The 23,249-nt window shown below is 42.5% G+C and carries 20 protein-coding genes; 6 read left to right on the top strand and 14 right to left on the bottom strand.

Translation table 11 applies throughout. The annotated features are described in order from the left end of the window. Window positions 1-77: 77 nt before the first annotated feature. Together Q4486_RS05200 and eutC are read left to right on the top strand one after the other, a co-directional pair. Window positions 78-1,463: an ethanolamine ammonia-lyase subunit EutB gene (locus Q4486_RS05200; RefSeq protein WP_303518601.1), complete on the top strand. Its 1,386-nt coding sequence runs from the start codon at window positions 78-80 to the stop codon at window positions 1,461-1,463. A gap of 1 nt (window position 1,464) precedes the next feature. Beyond that, window positions 1,465-2,307, top strand: a complete 843-nt coding sequence (eutC, locus tag Q4486_RS05195) for an ethanolamine ammonia-lyase subunit EutC (RefSeq protein ID WP_303518600.1) — start codon at window positions 1,465-1,467, stop codon at window positions 2,305-2,307. Window positions 2,308-2,321: 14 nt separating this feature from the next. On the opposite strand, the gene Q4486_RS05190 is transcribed toward eutC, so the two are convergent. From Q4486_RS05190 to htpX, 9 genes are all read right to left on the bottom strand, one after another. Then, window positions 2,322-4,634 carry an FdhF/YdeP family oxidoreductase gene (locus tag Q4486_RS05190; protein ID WP_303518599.1) on the bottom strand — a complete coding sequence of 771 codons (2,313 nt, stop codon included), beginning with the start codon at window positions 4,632-4,634 and terminating at the stop codon, window positions 2,322-2,324. A gap of 17 nt (window positions 4,635-4,651) precedes the next feature. Next, window positions 4,652-5,458 carry a formate dehydrogenase accessory sulfurtransferase FdhD gene (fdhD, locus tag Q4486_RS05185; RefSeq protein ID WP_303518598.1) on the bottom strand — a complete coding sequence of 269 codons (807 nt, stop codon included), beginning with the start codon at window positions 5,456-5,458 and terminating at the stop codon, window positions 4,652-4,654. 229 nt (window positions 5,459-5,687) lie between these two features. Further along, complete coding sequence (locus Q4486_RS05180; protein WP_303518597.1) at window positions 5,688-6,572, bottom strand: transglutaminase family protein; 885 nt, start codon at window positions 6,570-6,572, stop codon at window positions 5,688-5,690. After that, on the bottom strand, window positions 6,569-9,133 hold the full coding sequence (locus Q4486_RS05175; RefSeq protein ID WP_303518596.1) for a circularly permuted type 2 ATP-grasp protein: 2,565 nt from the start codon (window positions 9,131-9,133) through the stop codon (window positions 6,569-6,571). Before Q4486_RS05175 ends, Q4486_RS05180 begins: the two co-directional genes overlap by 4 nt. Before the next feature lie 60 nt (window positions 9,134-9,193). After that, entirely contained in the window at window positions 9,194-10,198 is a 1,005-nt protein-coding gene (locus tag Q4486_RS05170; protein WP_303518595.1) for an alpha-E domain-containing protein, read from the bottom strand. 2 nt (window positions 10,199-10,200) lie between these two features. After that, window positions 10,201-11,655 (bottom strand): circularly permuted type 2 ATP-grasp protein, encoded by a 1,455-nt coding sequence (locus Q4486_RS05165; protein WP_303416902.1) that lies wholly within the window; start codon window positions 11,653-11,655, stop codon window positions 10,201-10,203. A 256-nt stretch (window positions 11,656-11,911) separates the two neighbouring features. Next, on the bottom strand, window positions 11,912-13,636 hold the full coding sequence (locus Q4486_RS05160; RefSeq protein WP_368500061.1) for a protein kinase: 1,725 nt from the start codon (window positions 13,634-13,636) through the stop codon (window positions 11,912-11,914). Window positions 13,637-13,726: 90 nt separating this feature from the next. Then, on the bottom strand, window positions 13,727-14,539 hold the full coding sequence (locus Q4486_RS05155) for a formate/nitrite transporter family protein (protein ID WP_303416610.1): 813 nt from the start codon (window positions 14,537-14,539) through the stop codon (window positions 13,727-13,729). A 443-nt stretch (window positions 14,540-14,982) separates the two neighbouring features. Continuing rightward, entirely contained in the window at window positions 14,983-15,876 is an 894-nt protein-coding gene (htpX, locus tag Q4486_RS05150) for a protease HtpX (protein WP_303416609.1), read from the bottom strand. Between the two features lie 200 nt (window positions 15,877-16,076). On the opposite strand from htpX, the gene Q4486_RS05145 reads away from it, so the two are divergent. Together Q4486_RS05145 and Q4486_RS05140 are read left to right on the top strand one after the other, a co-directional pair. Beyond that, window positions 16,077-16,982: a class I SAM-dependent methyltransferase gene (locus Q4486_RS05145; RefSeq protein WP_303518594.1), complete on the top strand. Its 906-nt coding sequence runs from the start codon at window positions 16,077-16,079 to the stop codon at window positions 16,980-16,982. Further along, window positions 16,983-17,474, top strand: a complete 492-nt coding sequence (locus tag Q4486_RS05140) for an exonuclease domain-containing protein (protein ID WP_303416607.1) — start codon at window positions 16,983-16,985, stop codon at window positions 17,472-17,474. Window positions 17,475-17,545: 71 nt separating this feature from the next. Here Q4486_RS05140 and Q4486_RS05135 read toward each other — a convergent pair whose 3' ends face one another. The 3 genes from Q4486_RS05135 to Q4486_RS05125 all read right to left on the bottom strand — a co-directional run bounded on the left by Q4486_RS05135 (window position 17,546) and on the right by Q4486_RS05125 (window position 20,210). Further along, complete coding sequence (locus Q4486_RS05135; protein WP_303518593.1) at window positions 17,546-18,370, bottom strand: HDOD domain-containing protein; 825 nt, start codon at window positions 18,368-18,370, stop codon at window positions 17,546-17,548. Between the two features lie 145 nt (window positions 18,371-18,515). Beyond that, on the bottom strand, window positions 18,516-18,887 hold the full coding sequence (locus Q4486_RS05130) for a hypothetical protein (protein ID WP_067866935.1): 372 nt from the start codon (window positions 18,885-18,887) through the stop codon (window positions 18,516-18,518). 108 nt (window positions 18,888-18,995) lie between these two features. Next, entirely contained in the window at window positions 18,996-20,210 is a 1,215-nt protein-coding gene (locus tag Q4486_RS05125; RefSeq protein WP_303416605.1) for a pyridoxal phosphate-dependent aminotransferase, read from the bottom strand. A 188-nt stretch (window positions 20,211-20,398) separates the two neighbouring features. On the opposite strand from Q4486_RS05125, the gene msrB reads away from it, so the two are divergent. Both msrB and Q4486_RS05115 read left to right on the top strand, forming a co-directional pair. Continuing rightward, entirely contained in the window at window positions 20,399-20,809 is a 411-nt protein-coding gene (gene msrB / locus Q4486_RS05120) for a peptide-methionine (R)-S-oxide reductase MsrB (RefSeq protein WP_303518592.1), read from the top strand. A 4-nt stretch (window positions 20,810-20,813) separates the two neighbouring features. After that, complete coding sequence (locus tag Q4486_RS05115) at window positions 20,814-21,482, top strand: DNA-3-methyladenine glycosylase I (protein WP_303416603.1); 669 nt, start codon at window positions 20,814-20,816, stop codon at window positions 21,480-21,482. Between the two features lie 59 nt (window positions 21,483-21,541). Here the strand turns inward: Q4486_RS05115 and Q4486_RS05110 are convergent, their stop codons facing one another. Both Q4486_RS05110 and Q4486_RS05105 read right to left on the bottom strand, forming a co-directional pair. Beyond that, entirely contained in the window at window positions 21,542-22,120 is a 579-nt protein-coding gene (locus Q4486_RS05110; RefSeq protein WP_303416602.1) for a YajG family lipoprotein, read from the bottom strand. Window positions 22,121-22,124: 4 nt separating this feature from the next. Continuing rightward, a complete protein-coding gene (locus Q4486_RS05105; RefSeq protein ID WP_303518591.1) occupies window positions 22,125-22,688 on the bottom strand; it encodes a SecY-interacting protein Syd in 564 nt (187 codons plus the stop codon). Between the last annotated feature and the right edge of the window lie 561 nt (window positions 22,689-23,249).

Raw genomic sequence — 23,249 nt, 5'->3', positions numbered from 1 at the left:
CTTAGCAAGATGGCTGAAAGAAATAGCGCCCGCTTTGTGGGCGTTATTTTGTTATGACTGGAGGGGGGAGATAACAGATGAGTTATTCGATTTCTGCTGGAGGCAACCATTGGGTGTTTCCTGATCTGAAGACAGTAATGGCCAAAGCCAGCCCTGATCGTTCGGGTGATCGTTTAGCCGGCGTTGCGGCTCAAACATCACAGGAACGAGTAGCGGCACAGATGGTATTAGCTGACCTTCCTCTGAAAACCTTCCTCACTGAAGCACTCATTCCTTATGAAGAGGATGAAGTGACCCGCCTGATAATCGATAAGCATGATCAGAACGCTTTCCGGCCCATCTCCTCTTTTACAGTGGGTGATTTTCGTAATTGGTTATTATCTGATTTAGCGGATACTACCCAGTTAAAAAATATATCTTTAGGATTAACGCCAGAAATGGTTGCCGCTGTATCGAAAATTATGCGGATTCAGGATCTTATTCTCGTCGCTAAGAAATGCTCAAATCCTACGGCTTTTCGCAATAGGATTGGTTTACCTCAGCGATTATCTACACGTTTACAACCTAATCATCCGACGGATGATCCTACAGGCGTGGCGGCCAGTGTACTTGATGGGCTTTTATATGGCAGTGGTGATGCGGTTATTGGAATAAACCCTGCAACTGACAATATAAGTTCAGTTATCACGTTGATGAAGCTATTGGATGATATTATTCAACGATATGATATCCCTACTCAATCTTGTGTATTAACTCACGTAACAACCCATTTAGAAGCGATTAATCGCGGCGCTCCTGTTGATCTGGTTTTTCAATCGATTGCGGGAACTGAAAAAGCTAATAAAAGTTTTGGTATAGATTTAGCTGTCCTCAAAGAGGCACATTCTGCGGCCCTGAGCCTAAACCGTGGCAGTTGTGGTGACAATGTTATGTATTTTGAGACGGGGCAAGGGAGTGCTCTATCGGCGGATGCTCATTTTGGTTTAGATCAGCAAACCTGTGAAACCCGCGCTTATGCAGTGGCTCGTGAGTTTTCGCCACTGTTGGTAAATACGGTGGTCGGGTTTATCGGGCCTGAATATCTTTATAACGGTAAGCAGATTATTAGAGCGGGTTTAGAAGATCATTTTTGTGGCAAGTTGTTGGGTTTACCTATGGGCTGCGATATCTGTTACACCAATCATGCGGAAGCGGATCAAGATGATATGGATATGCTGCTGACGCAATTAGGTGCAGCAGGCGTAAACTTTATTATGGGTATTCCCGGTTCCGATGACATTATGCTTAATTATCAAACCACCTCGTTCCATGATGCCCTGTATATTCGTAAAATATTAGGTTTAAGACCAAGTCCTGAGTTTGAGCAATGGTTGATAAAAATGGGCATAACGACTGAGCAAGGGCTGTTGTTAGATGGTTTACCTGCAGCATTTTCGCACCTACAAGCGCGTATTGGAGGTTGATATGGCCGACTCTAAATTATCATCTAATGGTTTATCCAATAAGTTGTCTGAGGGATATTTAACCGAGAATGATTGGGCTGGGTTAAAACGTTATACCGATGCTCGGATCGCTTTAGGTCGTGCCGGAACGAGCATCCCCACTCAAGCGATGCTCTCCTTCCAGATGGATCATGGGAACGCGAGAGATGCGGTTCACCTTCCTTTAGATATAGATAAATTGTGTAGTGAATTGCAGGATCAAGCGGTTACGCCGATTTTACTTAAAAGTCGGGCGCAAGGGCGAACTGAGTATTTGCAACGGCCTGATTTAGGGCGTCGGTTGAGCGTAGCTTCTGCGGCTACCTTAACGTCTTTCGCCGAGACTATTGAACCATCGATGCAGGCTTGTATTACTATTGTTGATGGCTTGTCATCGTTTGCGATTCAGTCCCATGCCGCTAACTTTTTTAAGCAGATTAGTTTACGACTTAAAGAGGAGGGCATTACGCAAATGCCCCCTTGTCTTGTCGAGCAGGGACGGGTCGCTGTTGGTGATGAGATTGGCGACATTCTCAATGCTCAGTTAATGATTTTGTTGGTAGGTGAACGACCTGGATTAAGCTCTCCCGATAGTCTCGGTGTTTACTTCACCTATAAGCCTAAACTAGGTTTTTCTGATGCCAACCGAAACTGTATTTCAAATATCCGGCCCGCTGGTATGTCTTATGAAGCAGCGGCTGATAAGCTTATCTGGCTCATTAAACAGTCTTTACAGCTTGATTATTCAGGGGTCGAGTTAAAAGATCAGTCTGATTCTATTGAATCCCTTGAAGAGCCAAAGTTAGGTAATTTCTTACTCGATTAGAGCGGAAACCGGATTCAGAGAATCCGGTTTGTTTTATGACTAGAAAGCTCAACGGCGATGGCCTTGGATGTGGGGGTTCTACTGTCGACACCATAGCTATCTAATGGCACTAATGGATTAGTTTCAGGGTAATAAGCTGCAATATTACCGGCAGGTATACTATAACCTACCAGTTTGAACCCTTTTATCTCTCGGGTACGACCGTCATCCCAAAGACTCTTAATATCGACTAGCTGCCCCTCTTTAAATCCAAGGCGTTGAATATCTGCTGGGTTGATAAACAGTACATCCCTTTCACCTTTAATACCTCTATAGCGATCGTTCATTCCGTAAATAGTGGTGTTATATTGATCGTGGGATCGAAGGGTTTGTAAGACTAAGACTTTCTCATGTAAAAGTTTGGCTGACTTATCCGGTAAGATACTGTCCGGAAGAGGGTGGCTGTGAATAATCGCTTTGCCCCCTTGAGTTATCCAATTTCTGTCTCTTGCTGTATTGCCCAAATAGAACCCTCCGGGTTGTTCAATTTTGCTATTGAATTCGGAGAAACCAGGAATGGTTTGAGCGACTAATTCCCGTATGGCACTGTAGTCCTCAACTACCTTCAACCAATCAATAGGTTTGCTGCCTAACACAGCATTCGCGATACCTGCGATGATGGCCGGTTCTGAGCGCATCTCTGTCGAACTGGGTTCAAGTACGCCGGCTGAGGCGTGCACCATGCTAAAGGAGTCTTCAACGGTTATCTTTTGAGGGCCTTTTGCTTGTTGATCTATATCGGTTCGGCCAAGGCAGGGCAGAATAAGTGCATCTTTGCCGGTAATGAGATGCGAGCGATTTAGCTTAGTGCTGATCTGTACGGTTAAATCACATTGGCTTAGGGCGTGCTCTGTTACTGCTGTATCAGGAGAGGCTGCAGCGAAGTTACCACCTAGGCCGATAAATACTTTACAGTCGCCTGACTGCATAGCCTCAATCGCTTCGACTGCGGAATGGCCGTGTTGGCGAGGCATCGCTATTTTAAATTGTGCTTCTAATGTGTCTAAAAACTGATCTGATGGGCGCTCGTTAATCCCCATCGTTCTATCGCCTTGTACATTACTATGCCCTCGAACAGGACAGAGGCCCGCGCCTGGGCGGCCTATATTGCCTCCTAATGTCATCCAGTTGATAAGCTCATGGAGTGTGGCAACTGAGTGATGATGTTGCGTTAAACCCATAGCCCAAGTGCTAATTACCTTATCCGCTTCAATGTAGATGCTAGCAGCCTTATCAATCTCATCCCGTGTCAGGCCTGACTGATCAAGAATCTTTTCCCAGGGTGTTTCTTTAACCGTTTGTAAGTACTCATCCATTCCTTGGGTATGTTCATTAATAAAGGCCTGATCAAGGAGTGTGCCTAGCTTGCTTGCAGAACCTAATTCGAGGATTGATTTAGTCATGCCTCGAATCGCTGCCATATCACCCCCAATTTTGGGTGATAGGTAGAGGGAGTTCATCGTTGTGGCGTTATTGGTAAGCATCTCTACAGGGCTTTGCGGGTGTTGAAATTTTTCCAGTCCACGCTCTTTGAGTGGATTAAAAATCACAATTTTAGCACCACGTTTGATTGCACTACGCAATGTATCCAACATACGAGGATGGTTAGTGCCGGGATTTTGGCCAAAAACAAAAATTGCATCAGCATCTTCGAAGTCATCTAAAGTAACGGTGCCTTTACCAATCCCAATACTGCTAGTTAACGCAAATCCGCTGGCTTCGTGACACATATTTGAGCAATCAGGGAAGTTATTGGTACCAAAGCTTCGACCAAAAAGCTGATATAGGTACGCCGCTTCATTACTGGCGCGTCCTGAGGTGTAAAGTTCAAGCTGATCTGGGTTATCAAGTTTATTTAGATGGTCGGTTATTAATCGATAAGCTTCGTCCCAGCTAATCGGTTGATATTTATCGCTCTCTTTGTTGTAGCGCATAGGGTGGGTTAAACGACCTTGATACTCAAGGTAGTAATTGCTTTGCTTCTTTAGCCAATTCAGTGTGTATTGGTTGAAAAAGTCAGCACCGACCTGTTTAGAGGTGGCTTCCCAGTTGACGGCCTTTGCACCGTTTTCACAAAACTTTATTTTGTTGGGTGTTTTTTCTTCTCCCCATGCACAGCCGGGGCAATCAAAACCATCACTTTGATTGGTATTTAGTAGTGATTTAATGTTTTTAACTGCATTTTTGCTGCCTAACAAATGGCGTGTTGTGCTTTCTAATGCTCCCCACCCCCCAGCAGGGGCCTTATAAGCAGGCGATGTGGAAATATCAGTCTTTTTATCGCTCATGAATGGAATCCTTTAGCTTATAGAATAGGTGGCTGGGAAAAGGTTTTTAATTCGCCCTTACGGGTGATTTGAATAAGATTGAGGTTGTAGTGGTGTGCCATTTGAGTCGCTAAATGGCTCGGGCTGGATATATGGATCAGTGTAGATAGCTTTGCTTTAACCGCTTTTTGAATCAGTTCTACACTGCAGCGGCTGCTCATTAGAATACTGAAGCCATTTAGTTTGATGTTGTTTTTTAGTGCGAAACCAATGGTCTTGTCCAGCGCGTTATGCCTACCAATATCTTCATGACATGTTACAACTTCACCTTCTGGGGAGAGCAACAATGCTGCATGTACCCCTTTTAATTTCTGTAGACTAAACAGCGTATTAGGTAGGTGAAGTAGCTGCTTTTTTGGTGGTAAAGCAGAATGCGGAAGGCTGTTTAAATCAGGGATCGCTACGTCGAGAGCCGCTGTTCCGCAAATACCACAGCCGGTTAATCCTTGTCTAAAACTATGCTGTTTGTTATAGCGTATAGATTGTCTCGGACTAATTTTCATAGCTATGTTGTAGGCGGGCAGCTGAAAACCCTCTCCTTGTTGCAGCGCGACGTTATGCTGGTAAATATCGAGATCTCGAAGATCCGAATAATGATCAATAATACCTTCACTAAATGCAAAACCGATTGCGAAATACTCAAGGTCGATGGGAGTCAACATCATTACCGCGTGAGAAATATCATTGACTGATATGGCGACAGGGATCTCCTGCGCTAGATCGCTTGCAGTATAGGGGTGTTCAATGTTGAGTAAGTTTGCGGAGTTATGTGGGCTAGATTCCATAAGCCAAAAATAGATTTGTCTGTTTCATATAATATATACATGAATCATAGCGAATGGGGTAGTAATTTAACAGTGGTAAATATAGTTTCCCAGCAAGAAATTAAAAAAATATATCTACTTAGGGTGTAATTCCGACTGGGCTGAATTACTGTCGCTGATAAGAAGGCGGCTTTAGTGCTACAAGTCGCCCACCTTCTGTGGCTGAAGCTATCAAATTAAGCTTTTAACATTATTGTTCTAAGCGTCGGACATCTACAGATACGCTTAGTTGATGGCTATTGCCACCATCAAATATAACGCCTTTAAGTGGCGTGACATCAGAATAGTCACGTCCCCATGCCGTTGTAATATGCTGCTCTTTCGGTATGTCGTCATTAGTTGGATCGAATTCGAACCACCCTTCGCCGGGGGAATAAATAGCAAACCATGCATGGGATGCGTCGGCACCAACTAGTTTTTCTTGGCCAGGCGGAGGTAGTGTTTCAAGATAGCCACTAACGTAACGTGCGGGGTAGCCTAACGCCCGTAAACAGCCAATCGCTATATGTGCGAAATCTTGGCAAACACCACTTTTTCGTTGTAACACTTCATCTAAAGGGGTGGCTACCGTTGTAGAACTTGGATCGTATTTGAAGTCGTTAAATATTTTCGTGGTGAGCGCGCGAGCAGCAGATAAAAGAGGTATATCATCCTGAAAAAGTGATTCAGCGTAGGATTTTAAGTTAGCGTTTGGGCGGATCATCGGTGAATCTAAGATATATTCTTTGGCCTGAATTGTATCTGCATCTTGGTTGTACATAAGCATATCGCGTGCAGCTTTACAGCTGATGCCAAGCTCAAGGGCAAATGCAGCTCGTTCATTTTGGCTACTAATCTCTGTTGTTACGTCGATCACAAGTTTTGTGTGAGGTTTTTGTAGAGAGAAATAAATATAGTGATTGCCAAAGTAGTCGCTATGTTGGGCCATGTAATTAGGTTTTGGTGTAATAACCACATTACTCGGTGCGCAGTTTTGTTCTAGCGTGTCCCGTGGAAGCAGGTGAGCCTGGTTGTAGCATAGAGATACTGGGCTATGGTATTTATACTCGGTAATATGTCTTATTTTATAGATCATATGGAGATAATTTCCTGTGTTTCTGCCAGCTGTTGAGGCCCTGCACTATGGTCAAAATATTGGTCGCTAAGAAGGACTGAAAACTCTTCTACTTGCTTGCGGACATCGGTTAATAGACGGTCTAACTCAATGCGTTTTTTACTTTGCGGATCCGCTTTTGCTAAGTCATTTAAATCAGCGAGCTGAATCTCATTAAGTGATTTAATAATCGTTTTTTGTGCAGGGTTTAAGCCGGGTTTCTGCGGTGATATTGCCTGCGGTAGTTCTTCAAAATGTGTTTGTAGACGCTTAATCTGGAAAAAGACTGAACGCGGATTTGTTTCATCAAGCATCAACAGTTCTAATCCGTGGGCTATATCATTATAGGTTCTATAGCGGCGTCTAAAGGTGATTAAGGCCTCGACACTTAGCAGAACAGCCTCTAACATTTGCGGTTGATCTGCATTAGCTAATTCAGGTGTTAATAGGGATTGAATTAGGCGCGATGTTTGTAGTGAACGTTCGACACGACGGCCAATTTCTTGGAATTTCCAGCCTATACCTCTCAGCATGCTTTCATGACTGAGCCCAGAGAGGGCTAGTAGTGTTGTCACTAATGGATCGAGTGTCTCTTCCGGTGCTGAAGGCATGCCGCCGACATAGGCACGTTCTAAGTCATAAAGGTTATCACGTAGATCGTTGACGATACGGTGAGTATCTGCCGAAAGCATCTCTTTAACCTCTTCTGAACAGGTTAAGACAGACAATAAGCAGGATTTAATGCTATTAGGACGTTGTGTATCTAATATGAGTTTAATTAATTCCTGATCTTGATTTAATAACGTGCTGCTTGCCATAAAGCCCGGCAAACAGTTTGTTTGTTTAGAGAGTGCTTGTAATAGCAGATTTTTACTGGCCGTCGGAAGAGGGTCAATACTATTTAACTGCATAAAGACAGTACGTATTAAGCGTATAGTTGATTCCGCCCGTTCAGCATAGCGACCTAACCAGAAGAGGTTTTCAACGACACGGCTAGGTAGATTTGATTCTTGCGCGATGCTTCTATCTTCGACCAGAGATAGTTGTTTTTCAGGCTCTGAAGCTAATATCCATGTATCTTTACTTTGCGACCCGACTTGATTTGATACAAAACTATCTTGTCCTGACAGCCCTACGCGGGTGAGCCCGCCAGACATAACGGCGTAGGTACTTTCACTTGCAACGGTAAATGTACGGAATATAGAAGGGCGTGTTTTTAATTGCTGCTCTTGCCAAGCGGGTATATATGACGGCGATATATAGCTTTGCGCCACAAAGTTATAGGGTGCTTTTTCAATACGTGCGAGTACTTTTTGTTTATCTGAGTCTGATAAAGTGTGGCCGTGTATGCTTGGGCTTTTTGTTTGTCGCATTGCCGGTTTTATAATCAGAGAGTCAATATTCTCTTTGATATAAAGCATATCTTGCGGGTCACCACACCACCATGTATTTACAGAAGGTAGTTTTAGCTCATGCCCAAAAAAATGCTGGCTAATTGCAGGCATAAATTTCAGGAGGGCTGGTGTTTCTAATATGCCAGAACCTAAAGGGTTAGTGACGACAACATTACCAGCCCTTACAACTTCAACTAGGCCTGGAATGCCAAGATAGGAATCTGATTTAAGTTCGACTGGATCACAATATATATCGTCTACACGGCGCAGAATAACATCGACTTTACGAAGACCATTGAGTGACTTTAACCATACATGCCCATCTCTAACGGTTAAATCACTGCCTTGAACAAGCGGATAGCCGAGATAGTTTGATAGGTAAGTATGTTCAAAATAAGTTTCGCTATAAGCACCAGGTGTCAGAATTACAATTTGTGGATCATCACCCGAGGTTGGCGATAGAGCGTTCAAGGTCACGCGTAGTGACTGAAAGAATAGGGCTAAACGGTGAACTTGACTGTCGCGAAAAAGGCTCGGTATTACACGGGTGAGTACAGTTCTGTTTTCTAGCGCATAGCCAGCGCCACTGGGAGCTTGAGTACGATCACCAATAATAATCATATTACCATCGGGACCGCGAGTCATATCGGCAGCATGTAGTGTTAGGCTGCGTTCTCCAGGCATTGGTATGCCTTTGCATTGGCGGAGAAATCCAGGGTGGCTGTAGATGACTTCAGGAGGGATGACCCCTTGTCTTATGAGTTCTTGAGGCCCATAAATATCTTTTAGAACTAAGTTTAGGAGTTCTGCTCGTTCTATTAAGCCTTGTTCAACTTGGCTCCATTCGTCACTGGAGATCAACATAGGAATGGGATCAAGTTCCCAAGTGTTTTTTCCTAGTGGATCACTGACTAGATTATAAGTTGCACCATCATCACGCAAAATACGTGATGCTTTTTGGTAACGGTCTTGTAAGCCGGATGAGCCGAGTGCATTAATACTATTGAGTAGATACTCCCAGTGCGCACGAGGCTGACCAAACTCATCATAAGCTTCGTTGTAATGCCCATTAGGCGATAAAGACCAATGTAAATTTTGGCCTTGAACGCCCTGAGTTTGCGATTGCGATTGCGTCTGCTTGCTTTGCACTGGTTTACTCTTTAATTAACAAATTCGGGCTCATTATAGCCCCTATCTGATGATAAAGGGCTATGCCTGGCAAGCAAACTGATATTCTTTTTGAACTAGTTTCTTAGGAGTAACAATTTCTTCCTGTGGATCACCCATATTGAAGGCAAACCAATTGGTCATAAGGGCAGTATGTAGGTCGGAAATACTGATCTGTAGTTGATTGAGGTAATCACGAAACTTCTCATCAAGTGGGTTGCCATTGGCAAGAGAGTAATGAAGCTTTTTAAACTCGCTCATATCTTTCAGAATATTTTTTGAACGAGGTAGTTTTTTGGCTGCGGTTTCCATCTCATTAATGCAGAAGTTAATGGTTCTAGGGAAATATTCATCTTCTAATAGGAAGCGGGCCACTTTTTTTGACTCAATGGCGGTACGAACGCTTCGTCTGTAGTTCATATAACCACTGAGTGAGCGTAAAACATTCCCCCATACCACTTGGCTGAGATTGATTCGGGTACCTTGATTGGGTTGTAGCATAATGGATACGCCCGCATCGAGAATACGGGTTGTCATATCAGCCCGTTCAAGGTTACGACCGAGGGTCATAAACTGCCAGGAGGCATCACGGCTCATAGCGCCTTCAAAAAGGCCGTTAATCTCTTGGCAACGTTGGATAATATTGTTGAGAAACTTATGACGATCCGTGCGGTTAATACCTTGGCGGATATTGTTGCGTGCGTATAAGTCTAATTCGTTTATCTGCTCCCATGTATCTTGTGGGAGTACATCTCGAGTGGTTCGGATATTTTCTTTAGCGTGTTTTAATGAGGATAGCATTGAGCTTGGGTTGGTATCATCAGCCAATAAGAATTTAACAACGTTGTGCTCAGTTTGTACTTTGTAGCGTTCTGAAAATGTATCAGTACAGCTATTTATTCTAATAAGATTAAACCAACTAATATTGGTATCACGGGGTAAATCGAATAAAAGGTTATCGTATACCCCTACTAATCTTGCTGTATTTTCGACACGTTCTAGGTAACGTGCGCTCCAATAAATTCTTTCTGCAACTCGAGATAGCATAATCATTTATCCTCTGTATCGACGATCCAAGTATCTTTACTGCCACCACCTTGTGATGAGTTGACAACCAATGAGCCTTTTTTCATGGCAACACGGGTAAGGCCTCCCGTGGTGACATAAGTATTTTTTCCTTGGAGAATGAAAGGGCGCAGATCTAAATGCCTAGGTTCCATTGTGTTAGAGCTAATTAATGTTGGAGCTGTAGATAAGCTTAGCGTAGGTTGAGCAATATAGTTACGTGGGTTTTCTTGAATTAACTCTGCAAAGGTTGCCTGCTCTTTTTTAGTCGAGTGAGGCCCAATGAGCATTCCATATCCGCCAGATTCATTGGCTGGCTTAATCACCAGTTCATCTAGATGCTCTAAAACATAAGCTCTTTGCTCTGGATCTTCACAGAGAAAAGTTTCTACATTAGGCAATATTGGCTTCTCATTGAGGTAATACTCAATAATTTCAGGTACATAGGCATAAATGACTTTGTCATCGGCTACGCCCGCGCCAGGTGCATTGGCCAGTGCAACGTTGCCTGCTTTCCAAGCTCTCATCATGCCCGGAACGCCTAGAACTGATTCTTTATCGAATACTTCTGGGTCGATGAAAAGATCATCAATACGACGATAAATTACATCGACTCTTTCAGGGCCGGAGATGGTTTTCATATAAACACAATCATCATCGTCAACAAACAGATCACTGCCTTCAACGAGCTCGACCCCCATCTGTTGTGCTAGAAAGGCATGTTCAAAATAAGCGGAGTTAAAAATACCCGGTGTAAGGACAACAATTTCTGGCTCTTCTATCTCTCGGGGTGAGAGAGATAGCAGCATATCAAATAGTTGTTCAGGGTAATCATCTAAGGGCAAGATGTTTTCTTTTTCGAACATTTCAGGCAGGACACGTTTAGTTATTGCTCTGTTTTCGAGCATGTAGGAAACGCCGGAAGGGACCCTTAGGTTATCCTCTAAAACGTAAAATTGTCCGTCGGCATCTCTGACTAAATCGGTTCCGCATATGTGCGCCCATACACCATGTGCTGGGTTCACGCCTACGCACTCAGGTCTAAAGTTTTTTGACTCTTTGATTATATGTTCAGGAATGATGCCATCTTTAATTACATTTTGATCGTGATAGAGATCATCAATAAACATATTGAGGGCTTTCAAACGCTGTTTTAAACCATCTGCAGTTGTTTTCCATAGAGGAGCAGGAATTGTGCGGGGGATGATGTCAAAAGGCCAAGCTCTATCTATGTTTCCTTCTTCAGTATAAACGGTAAATGAAATCCCCATCTCTTGAATTGTCACCTCAGCCATTTGGCGGCGTCTATCAAGATCTTTTTCGTCCATTTCGGAGATATGTTTCACTAATTTATTTGCGGAATCTCTAGCACGTCCTGTGGGGGTGATGAGTTCGTCATAATGCTGCTTAGATTGATAATTATCCCAAATCATACCTATACCCAGATTATTGATCTTAATGTTGAGCGCTATCGAACGTTAAATACGCACCAATTTATACTGACTGCACCAATATTGTGCTTAAACCGTTTGCATATCTTATCTAAGCGTTTAATTCGCCGTATATATAGGGATCAGCAAGTTTCAGGCCAGTATTGGTGCATGATCATATATGGGGCGTTTGGCAAAATGATGACATGATCGGTAAGCCATTATGATTATAGGACATTCTCAATATTACGTTATGTTTACTCAACTATTTGTTGAGTAGGTAGATAATGATGCAGGTTAGTAGAGCGGTTATGGCTTGCCAAACGAGTACGGGATTGCGCTCCATTAAGGGGGGACGGCTTTTATTAAGGAATGTTTTGTTGGGGTGTCTAAGGTCAAATATGAACTCTGATAGCTCTTCATATCGTTTATAGGGATTTGGATGTACAGCTTTCTTGAGTGTCTCATCGATCCAGGCGGGTATTTCTCTATCCTCGTCTAAGACCGAGTTGTAGTTGAGCTTCTTTTGCGCAGAGGGAGTGCGGGACTTAGAAACTTGAGTGCCGTAAGGGAAACGACTAGATAGCATGTGATAGGTTAAGACACCTAGTGAATATAGATCTGAGCGGCTAGTGCCTATGTCGCCCAAAAAGTATTCTGGGGCTGTATAGAGTGCAGTGCCTAGTATTTCGCACTGCTCCTGAGTTGCGGAAGATTCTACAATGCCGGCTATTCTAACTGAACCAAAGTCAATGATTTTTACTGTGCCGGATGCATCGATCATAATGTTATCGGGTTTTATATCTTGATGAAGAATATCCATTCTATGCAGAGCCCGTAACCCTTTTGCAACTTGCTCTATAATAGCTCTGACTGCTTCAATACTTGGTTTAGGGTTATCAATCATCCACTGTTTTAATGTTTGTCCTTCTATATATTCAGTCGTGGTGTAGAGGAAGTTCCTTTTTCTTGTTTGCCTGCCTGCTTTTAACACGTGGGCGCTATTGACGCGGCGAGCGACCCATTCTTCCATTAAAAAGCGCTCAAGGTAATCTGGATCACCGCGTAGATCTATCGATGGGATTTTTAGAATAACGTGCTCATTAGTTTCATCATCTACCGCAAGGTAAACATGACTGCGACTGGTTGCATGTATTTCGCGAATAATCTTATACCCATCAAACTGTTCGCGGGCCACGAGTATGGGGGGGAGAGGGAGATCATCAACCTGAAGTTGTATCTCATTTGTATCTTGCTGTGGTACAGAATCAATACGGATAATTTGGATAGTTAAGTTATCCTCACTACCCGATTCAAATGCATGTTCAACAATGTTTTTGGCTGCTTGGTTTAAGTCGTTACTGTTTTCTTTTAATGCGCTGTCTATAAAGGTGGCGTCTACATGCTCATAAACGCCATCGGTTGCTAAGATGAAGATGTCGTTTTTTACGATTGGTACCGATAAAAAATCAAGTTCTAGTTGTGGCTCAATACCGAGTGCACGACTGAGGTAGCTTTTGTTTTGGGAGATCCATAATCGGTGGTCTTTAGTGAGTTGCTCTAAAGCATGATCATGAAATTTATAGATTCTAGAATCACCAATGTGAAATAGATAAGCCGTCGTACTTTTAATGATCATTGCACTAAAGGTACAGACATAACCTTTATCTTTATCGTAGCGGAAATCGCTGTTTCTCGTTTGTGCGTAAAGCCAAGCGTTTGCTGCAGATAGCACTCTCTCGCCTGATGTTTGTACTGACCAAGCATCGGATGTGCAGTAGTAGTCATCGAGAAAGCTTTTTATCGCTGTTTCGCTTGCTATATGACTGACTTGGCTACTACTGATGCCATCGGCAACGGCGCAAGCAATACCTTTAAGGTTCAATTGGGCATTGGTTGGGATAACAAAGCCGTGGAAGTCCTGATTGCTCTCTTTGCGGCCTTTGTCAGAATACTGCCCAATTGATACTTTAAGTTTGGCTATCATCATATCCACCAAAAAGCCCCTTCATGTAATGATAGGGGCTTTTATTATTTTATGTATCGTTGCACAAAACGCTAAGCAAAAAAGTACAAGAAATTAAGCGATAGTACGTTTTTTGGCTGTTTTAATATGAGTTGTGTACAGGGTTAAGCCAGTGAATGCTAAGCCGCCGACTAAGTTACCTAGTGCTGTAGGAATTTCGTTCCAGATAAAGTAATCCATAACTGAGAAATCACCACCCATAATAATGCCTGATGGGAAAAGGAACATATTAACTACAGAATGCTCGAACCCCATAAAGAAGAACAGCATAATTGGCATCCACATTGCGATGACTTTACCGCTTACTGATGTAGATATCATTGCGCCAACAACACCCATAGATACCATCCAGTTACATAGCATACCGCGTATAAAAATAGTGAACCAACCGGCTGCGCCATATTCGGCATAACCTAAAGTACGGGCTTCACCTACGCTGGCAATTTTTGCACCGACAGCACCAGGATCCGTATTAAAACCATAGGTGAAAACAAAGGCCATCATGACAGCTACAGTTAATGCGCCAGCAAAGTTACCAAGGAAAACAAGTCCCCAGTTTCTTAATACACCGTTGACGGTTACTCCAGGACGTTTATCAAGTAAGGCTAGAGGAGTGAGGACAAAAACCCCTGTAAGTAAGTCAAAGCCCATAAGATAAAGCATACAAAAACCAACGGGGAACAACATGGCGCCAATTAGAAAGACACCAGTTTGAACGGCGATAGTAATTGCAAATACAGCAGCGAGCGCCAAAATTGCGCCTGCCATATAGGCTCGGATCAATGTGTCACGTGTTGACATATGAACCTTAGATTCACCAGCGTCCACCATCTTCGTGACAAATTCGGAGGGGAGTAAGTAAGCCATATTTATTGCCTCATTCAATGTTTAGAATTTTTTAAATCGAGTAATTACACGTTTTTTTGGCCAAAAAAAAGCGCACACTATCTATCTCTCTTAAAGAGTAGCTAGTGGACGCCATTGTCCTAGTTCACTGTAATATTGGTTCGTTAGAGAACCATCTGAATTTATTTAAAGCATAAGCTGTGCCTATTTTATTATTATCTTTTAAAACAGATGGTTATGCTTGTTTTTAATTTATTTATTTATGTTTTTTTGAGGTAAATAAAATAATAGTTGCTAGCTAATAGTGCTTGCTTGAGGTTTGTGCGCTTTTGTGGGGCAAGGATTGGGTGTTGCTTTGATATTGAGATTGATAGGTAGGGAGTATTGGTTTATTAAGACTTGTAAGGCGTAATTTTCGCCTTACAAGTCATAGGGGAAATCTATTTAAATACTCTATAAAAGCTTCACTTCATTGATTGAAGTGCGGCGATACGTTGATCTAAAGGAGGGTGGCTTGCCATGAGTGCCATCAACCCAGATTTCATATGGCTGCTTATTCCAAATGCGGTGAGCTGTCCAGGCATCTGATCTGGCATATCATATTCAGCTTTTAGACGTTGTAAAGCACCGATCATTGCGTGGTTGCTTGATAGGTGCGCGCCAGCTGCGTCTGCTCTGTACTCGCGATAACGGGAGAACCAAGCAACAATAAACGAGGCCAGAAAAGCGAAGATCATTTCAAAGATAAATACAGTGATGTAATAGCCGATACCGCTACCTGCTGGGCTGTTATCGTTACTGTTCTTTAAAAAGCTATCTACAGCGTAACCAGCAATACGAGCGAAGAACATAACAAAAGTATTAATGACCCCCTGCACTAAGGTCATAGTTACCATATCACCATTGGCAACATGGCCAATCTCATGGGCCATAACTGCTTTTACTTCTTCTCGTTGGAAGCGCTGTAGTAATCCTAAGCTTACGGCAACTAAAGCATTATTTTTATTCCAACCGGTAGCAAATGCATTAGCTTGTTGGGCAGGGAAGATGCCAACTTCAGGCATTTTTATACCTGCTTTTTCGGACAGTTCAGCTACTGTATCAAGTAACCATTGCTCATCAGCGTTACGGGCATGAGTTATGATCTCCGTACCTGTGGACATTTTGGCCATTTTTTTGGATAGGAAAAGGGAGATAAAAGAGCCAATAAAGCCAAATACAGCACAAAAAATAAGTAGGCTGGTTAAGTTTAGGCCGGAACTTGAGATGTAGTGCTCCACACCGAGTAAATTCAGTGTGATACTGGCTACAATTAGTACGGCAATATTAGTGAGTAGAAAAAGGCCGATACGCATCATCTGTGTCTATGTTCCTATGATAAAAAGTTGTTACTTAGATTAGGGCGCAAGGGAAAAGTTTCAAGTGAATTAATCCTGTTTGTTTGCATAGTTTTTTCGATTGATTAGGTAAATATAATAACTTTGATCATCGCTGGTGTAGAGCGCAACACACGCATATAATGCGTGATTTTTTTGATCCTCATTATCTAGGAATCTTAATGCATACAATCTTGAGCGAAGTTAAAAAGCAGTTGTCTAATTCAGACAATGAAGCGCGTAGAATTTTTCACGGGCGTGGGCACTGCTTTGAAGGCTTTGAGCATTTGGTTATTGATTGGTTTCCTCCTTACGCGGTTGCTAGATTTTATCGTGATGTAGAGCCTGATTGGATTGAAACGTTAAGTGAGGCACTTAAAACGCTGCCGGAGATTAAGGGATTGGTCGTGCAGCGACGCTCGCGTGGCAAAGGGGCAAACCAAGATGTGGCTTGGGGAGAGGTTCCAGAGCTAATGGAAACTCAGGAACTTGGATTGTCTTATTATGTTAAGCCGCAACGCAATCAAAACAGTGGCTTGTTTTTAGATATGCGTGAAGGCCGACGGTGGATTAAAGAGAATGGGAACCAAAAGCGTGTGCTTAACCTTTTTTCCTATACCTGTGCCTTTTCTGTTGCTGCCATTGCTGGGGGTGCAGATCATGTTGTTAATGTAGACATGTCTAAAGGGGCGATAAGTACTGGGCGTGATAACCACCGTTTAAATCGTATTAAAGGTGATAGAGTCACGTTTCTGGCTTATGATCTATTTAGATCTTGGAAGCGTGTACGTCAACTGGGGCCTTATGATGTGATTGTTATAGATCCACCTAGTTTTCAGCCAGGCAGTTTTGTCGCAGAAAAAGATTATCGTAAAGTGATCCGACGTTTGAGTGATCTCACTGAATCGGGAAGCCAAGTTTTGGCATGCCATAATGACCCTAAAAATGGCACTGAGTTTTTAAAACAGCTGATGTTAGACGAATGCCCAGACTTTACGTTTGTTGAGCGTTTAAGTAACCCTGAAGACTTTCCAGAAGCTGAGTTAGAAAAAGGGTTAAAAGTGTTGTTGTATGTTAGGGAGAGATGAGTGGAATTAATTTGTATTGATCTAGAAGCAAGTGGATTGGGCGCGGAGTCTTATCCCATTGAGATTGCTTGGATTAATGATAAAACCGGTGAACAGGATAGTTTTCTAATTAATCCTGAATCAGCTGCTGGCTGGCATTATTGGGATGAGCATGCGGAAGAGGTGCATGGTATAGATCGTGATGATTTGGTCAGCAAAGGTTTAGATATAGTTAATGCCTGTAAGCGTATGAATAAAATGCTGACAGGAAAAACGTTGATTAGCGATGCCTTTGAATTTGATCTGTTTTGGCTAAGCCGTTTATTTGAGGCTACAGGTATTCAGCCGAGTTTTAGAATGGCGGGTTTAGATCGAATATTAAATAAAGAGCAGCGTATTCAGTTCAGCTTTTTAGCAAAAGCACAGTTAAGACGTCATCGTGCGTTGCAGGATGTTGAAGATATTATTAAATGTATTAAAGCGGTGACGCTACAAGGGCCTGAAACTGCCTGATCGATTTTGATTGGTATAAAAAAGCGACAAGAATAATCTGTTATCCGTCGCTTTATTTACCGCGATATAAATTAAGCTAGACTGCTTAAGCCTGAGTCTAAAATCAGCGCTTCTTCGAGCACATCGCAAGTATTAGATGAAATTCCAGCTAAAACGGCTATATCTTCAGGAAATTTTGCTTGTAAAATTTCCGCCGATTCACCTTTGTGTGTGGCTAAATGCACTAATGTCGCTAAGTTTACAATAGCTGCAAGAGGTGAGGGGTTGTCAGCGCTGGCAGGATGTTTATATTGCAGTACTGCTTCGCCTAGTTCTTTAGGAAACTTCCACATATCAAGCAGTGCTTGCCCCGCTTCTTGTGAGGTAAAGCCAAAACACTCTTTCTCTGCCTCATCAGGACTACAGTTCGATTCTTCAATTAAAGCTTGGATAGCTTGAGCTTTTATGGGGTCGGCTAGATGAAGTAAGAGTTGCCCGATGTTATGAATTAATCCAGCAGTAAACGCTACGTCAGGGTTAATTTGAGAACCTTGTTCCGCAAACCATTTTGACAATGCGGCAACTTGAAATGCATCGCTCCAGAATTTTTTAAGGTCGATACCTTTTACTTCTTGAACTGAACCGGCGATGCCTGATGCAATGACGAGTGTTTTGAGGCGAACCATACCTAGCATGACTACAGCTTGCTCAATGGATGACACTTTGCGGCTTAAACCAAAATGGGCGGAGTTGACGAGTCGAAGAATTTTTAAAGAGAGGGTTTGGTCGTTAGATACTTTTTTAGCAATTTCACCGTAATCAGCTGCGGGATTGTTTAACTGCTGTATTAGTTGTCTAACTACGTCTGGAACGTTAGGTAATCTATCCGTTTGTTTGAGTAGTTCACGAATCTCCATAATATCCCTTAGAGCTCAGATTTTTATTAGGTACTTCAGGCGGAGGTTAAATATATTTTGATGTACGCTATTTTTATTAGTCGGGGAGGCTTCACAAGAGGGCGGTGCTGAGAAAAAGCGGCTAAGTTAGCCGCCTTTTGATTTCTCATTGCTGATTGAGAACTAAGCCTTCAATCTGCTCACGAATCTCTTCGTATTGCCCCATCTCTTCAGGCATGAAGTACAGCTTGTAAAAGCAGCGGTCAATTAAGCGCGCTTTTTTATCATTAACTGTTTCTTTGTATGAACCGTACAGGTAATTCATCTGGAGGTGAATTACACGAGTGTGAGGTGGTACAGTCACTTCATGGTGTTCAAGATCAAAGCGAACCTTGCTTTCTTTAATCGTGTAAAACGATATTTCTGCTACATGCGTAAGGTTAATAAGAAAGTTCGATGTAACAGGCACTAAGTGACGCTGCTCCAAACCATTATGTTCCATGTAGATGCCGCAGTTTTTTCTTACCTTAATAAACATGTTTAGTTCCACTAATTCAAAAGGCTTATTTATATTACGATTTTAGTATAAGACGGTTTCGTGACAATGTCTTTACAAAATAGGCCACTCAATGAGTGGCCTAGTTGATTATTGCTTATAGGTTTTCAGAAAAACCCCAATACGTTCAATGGCATCTTCAAGCACATCTTCTCTAGGTAAAAAAACTAACCTAAAGTGTTGAGTGTCTGGAACATTAAATCCGCTACCTTGAACAATTAATACTTTTTGTTGAAGGAGAAGATCAAGCGCCATTTTTTCGTCATTCTGAATCGGGTGTATTTCTGGATCCAGCTTTGGAAATAGGTATAGAGCCCCTTCGGGTTTTGCGCAGCTGACCCCAGGAATGTCGTTAAGCATCTCCCAAGCTAAGTTACGCTGCTCATATAAACGGCCACCGGGAGTGATTAATTCATTAATGCTCTGGTATCCACCTAAGGCTGTTTGGATTGCGTGCTGCGTAGGTACGTTTGAGCATAAACGCATGCTTGATAGCATATCTAAACCATCAATGTAGTCTCGTGCATGATACTTAGGCCCGCTGACAATCATCCAACCAGAGCGAAAACCTGCGGCGCGGTATGATTTTGATAAACCATTAAAAGAGATAAACAGAACATCTTCCGCCAGTGAAGCGAGCGAAGTGTGTTCCACCTCATCATAAAGGATCTTGTCGTATATCTCGTCAGCAAAAACAATAAGGTTATGTTCGCGAGCGAGATCAACGATCTGCTCAAGCACTGCTTTGGGGTAGACCGCACCTGTAGGGTTGTTTGGATTGATAACCACTATGCCTTTGGTGCGCTCAGTTATCTTGTTGCGGATATCTTCGATGTCCGGCGCCCAGCCTTTTTCCTCATCACAGTGGTAGTGCACTGGGGTCCCGCTACTTAAACTAACTGCGGCGGTCCATAGTGGGTAATCGGGTGCAGGGATTAGCATCTCATCTGAATCGTTAAGCAGGCCTTGCATGGCCATGACGATCAGCTCTGATACACCATTGCCTATATAAATGTCTTCTATGCCTACATTACGGATTCCGTTTTTCTGACACTCTTGCATCACCGCTTTACGGGCGGAAAACAAACCTTTTGAATCGATATAGCCTTGGGAGGCGGGTAGGTTGTAAATTACATCCTGTACGATCTCTTCTGGCGCATCAAATCCCCATGGGGCTGGGTTGCCAATGTTTAATTTAAGAATTCGTTGGCCTTCCTCTTCAAGGCGTTTTGCTTCTTGAAGAACAGGTCCGCGAATGTCATAGCAAACATTGATTAGCTTGTTTGATTTACGGATTACTGGCATTTTTATGTCCTGCGGAACATCAGCTGGAATCTATAGAGCTGTATGTTGTCCTATTACAATGTGGCTAAATCGGTATGATTAGCCTCTAAAAAAAGAGAATAATCATACGCCTTTTATTTCGCGAAACCTATAGATACAGGGCTCTGTAGCATTATTAGTTGTAGATTATTTAAGGTTCTGGAGAAGTTATGAGTGATAAAAAAGAAAAAATAAGTCGGACAGATGATGAATGGCGCGAAGTTTTATCGCCAGCTGAGTTCAATGTGTGTCGTGAAAAAGGAACTGAACGGCCATTTACCGGTGAATATTATAATAGCCACCAGAAGGGTACTTATTTATGTAAATGTTGCGGTGAGGCTTTATTTAGCTCGGAGCATAAATACGATTCAGGCTGTGGATGGCCTAGTTTTTTCCAGCCTAATATGGAAAGTGTTGTAGCAGAACATCATGATGCTTCTCATGGCATGGTGCGAACAGAGGTTACTTGTGCGCGGTGTGATGCACATTTAGGGCATGTTTTTACTGATGGGCCGCAGCCTACAGGGCTTCGTTATTGCATTAACTCAGCCTCATTGGATTTTGATGAGGAGTCTGTTTAAAACCATGAAGAGTTTTCAGTGGATTTATGAGCATGCAAAGCAGCATAAGCTGGAGGATGATATAGAGTTTTTACTCCCTCAGCCTTTAGAAACAGAAGAGCTTGCTTTGATAGCAGATGATCGCTTGTTGAGTGTTATGTCACGAAGGGTGTTTCGCGCTGGATTGAAACACGCTTTAGTTGACAGTAAATGGCCTGAATTCGAGAAAGCTTTCTTTGGCTTTGATCCTGAAAAGATTAGTTTGATGAGTGATGAGCAGCTCGAAAAACTGATGCAGAATGATAAGATTATTAGGCATTGGGGTAAGATTAAAGCGACTCGCAATAATGCGTTAATGGTCCATGAGTTAGCTCTAAATAAGGGTAGCTTTGCACGATTTTTAGCTGATTGGCCCACTTCAGATATTGTTGGTTTGTGGGCTTACCTTAAAAAACATGGTCAGCAGCTTGGTGGTAATTCAGGTGCTTATTTTTTAAGAATGGTGGGGAAAGATTCTTTTATTCTAACCGATGATGTGGTCGCAGCATTGAAAGCTCAAGGGATTATCGATAAAAAGCCGACGGCCAAGCGTGATCTGCAAAAAGTGCAGGATTGTTTTAATCTTTGGCAAGTAGAATCGGGGCGGCCTTTAAGTCAAATTAGCCGTTTATTATCATTTACTGTCGGTTGGTAGTTGTTGCGTTTTAGTAGGGATATCAGAGACTTTACCCCCTGATATCCCTGTTTTTAGGTTTAGTTGAATTGAATAAAGTCCAGCAGTTGTTTGTCATTCACGACTAGATTCATATTTTCAGTCACTAGTTCATTAATTATTTTAATATTTTCTTGTTCTGATGGAGTGCCAACAAATGTGTGCTGTTTCTCATTTGTATAGCTGCCTGTGTAGCGTTTACTGCCTTTTGTTAGGTCTACATTAATTTTCATATCTAAATTAACGATTTGCTTGAGTCCATGTTTTTCTACTTGGTAATTTAGACTGATAAGATTCACTTTCATTGTATATTCGCCTTTAAAGAAGCGGCGAATCCCCATATCCTCTAAAGCGTGTTCGGTGGAGTGTTTTAGTAGGGCTACACTGTCTTTTAGGATGATTTCAGGGGATGGTGTTTTGTCTGTTGCTCGGTAACCTACGACTTTGTTTGCTCTTAGATCTTGGGCTTGGACGTCTATACGTATCTCTTTATCCAGCTTTCGCGAGACTTGCAGTTCGGGGTGGATATCTATCACTTGTGAATTTAAGGATGCGCAGCCTGTGAATAGCATTAGTAATGCTGCAGGAATCATCATTTTTAAAGAATAAGTCGATAGCATTAAATTACTCCATATCCGTTATAGGGCGTGGGCTTAGGCCGTTAATAAAAGCGGCTAAAGTATCTTCTAGTTTTCGTATTGGTGGTTTGCCTGGTTTTTCTAGCCATACTTCGCCACTGTAATTATCGACGCTGATAAAGTAATCATTATCAGGTTCTGGGCATGCAATAAAAAAAGTCAGTGGCCGTTTTTGCTGTCGTTTAGAGAGTGCATGACCTATTAAGTTGCCTCGTAGCCGTTCTAAATCTTCTTCATTCCAGGATTGCAGTAAGCTTAAATCGCCATCCGCTGATTTTGCAGGGATAGGATCAGACCAGTAGCGACTGTAGTAATCAATAATATCTTGATGTATCTCTTCTTCAAGTGCTGCGCTTAAACGAGTAAACATATCATTGGCTTTTAGTTGGCGTGTTGGACGCCAATCGACTAAAGATCCGTCACTGCCTTTATTTAGATAGCAAAGGGAGGGCCAGTCCTCATCAAATCTCATCTTGGGAGGTGTGGGCTGTATGGTTATCAATTTGTTAATAAACTGATCCATTGCATAACTAACAGAGCTTTCTGACATGCGATACCTTAGTTGTTATTCGAACGTTAGTAAGTGTTACTGATCGGGTTAAGTTAAACGCTATTTTAACGTATTTGATTTATAAATACCGATATATGGGGATTGGTGCTCAGAATGGGTATATTGGTTTATTAGCTAGAGGTTAGGTCTGGGTGGATAGCTTGGTTTACTATTTATGGGAACATAATGATTTCATTAAAGTTTCTATTTAACTTACTGATTTTGTACAAAGAATAAGCAGTAATGATCTTTTTCTTTTTTTTTATTTGAAACGTTTGACATGCACATTAAAACCCGTAAAATTCGCACTCCGTTTGAGGCGCTAAGTTAATGTCTTTGGCGGGTTTGGGATCACGGTCGTCACTTAAGGTGAGATCGAGGTCGCGGGTTCGAGTCCCGTATACGTGGAGTGGTAGTTCACTTCGTTGGGATAGCGGTCTGTCACTTAAGGTGGAGATCGAGGTCGCGGGTTCGAGTCCCGTATTACGTGGAGTGGTAGTTCAGTTGGTTAGAATACCTGCCTGTCACGCAGGGGGTCGCGGGTTCGAGTCCCGTCCATTC

Origin of the sequence: Neptuniibacter sp. 2_MG-2023, assembly GCF_030547495.1 — a bacterium.
GTDB lineage: Bacteria > Pseudomonadota > Gammaproteobacteria > Pseudomonadales > Balneatricaceae > Neptuniibacter.
The sequence above is the reverse complement of the archived record's forward strand: the minus strand, read 5'-3'. Positions and strand labels throughout refer to the sequence as shown.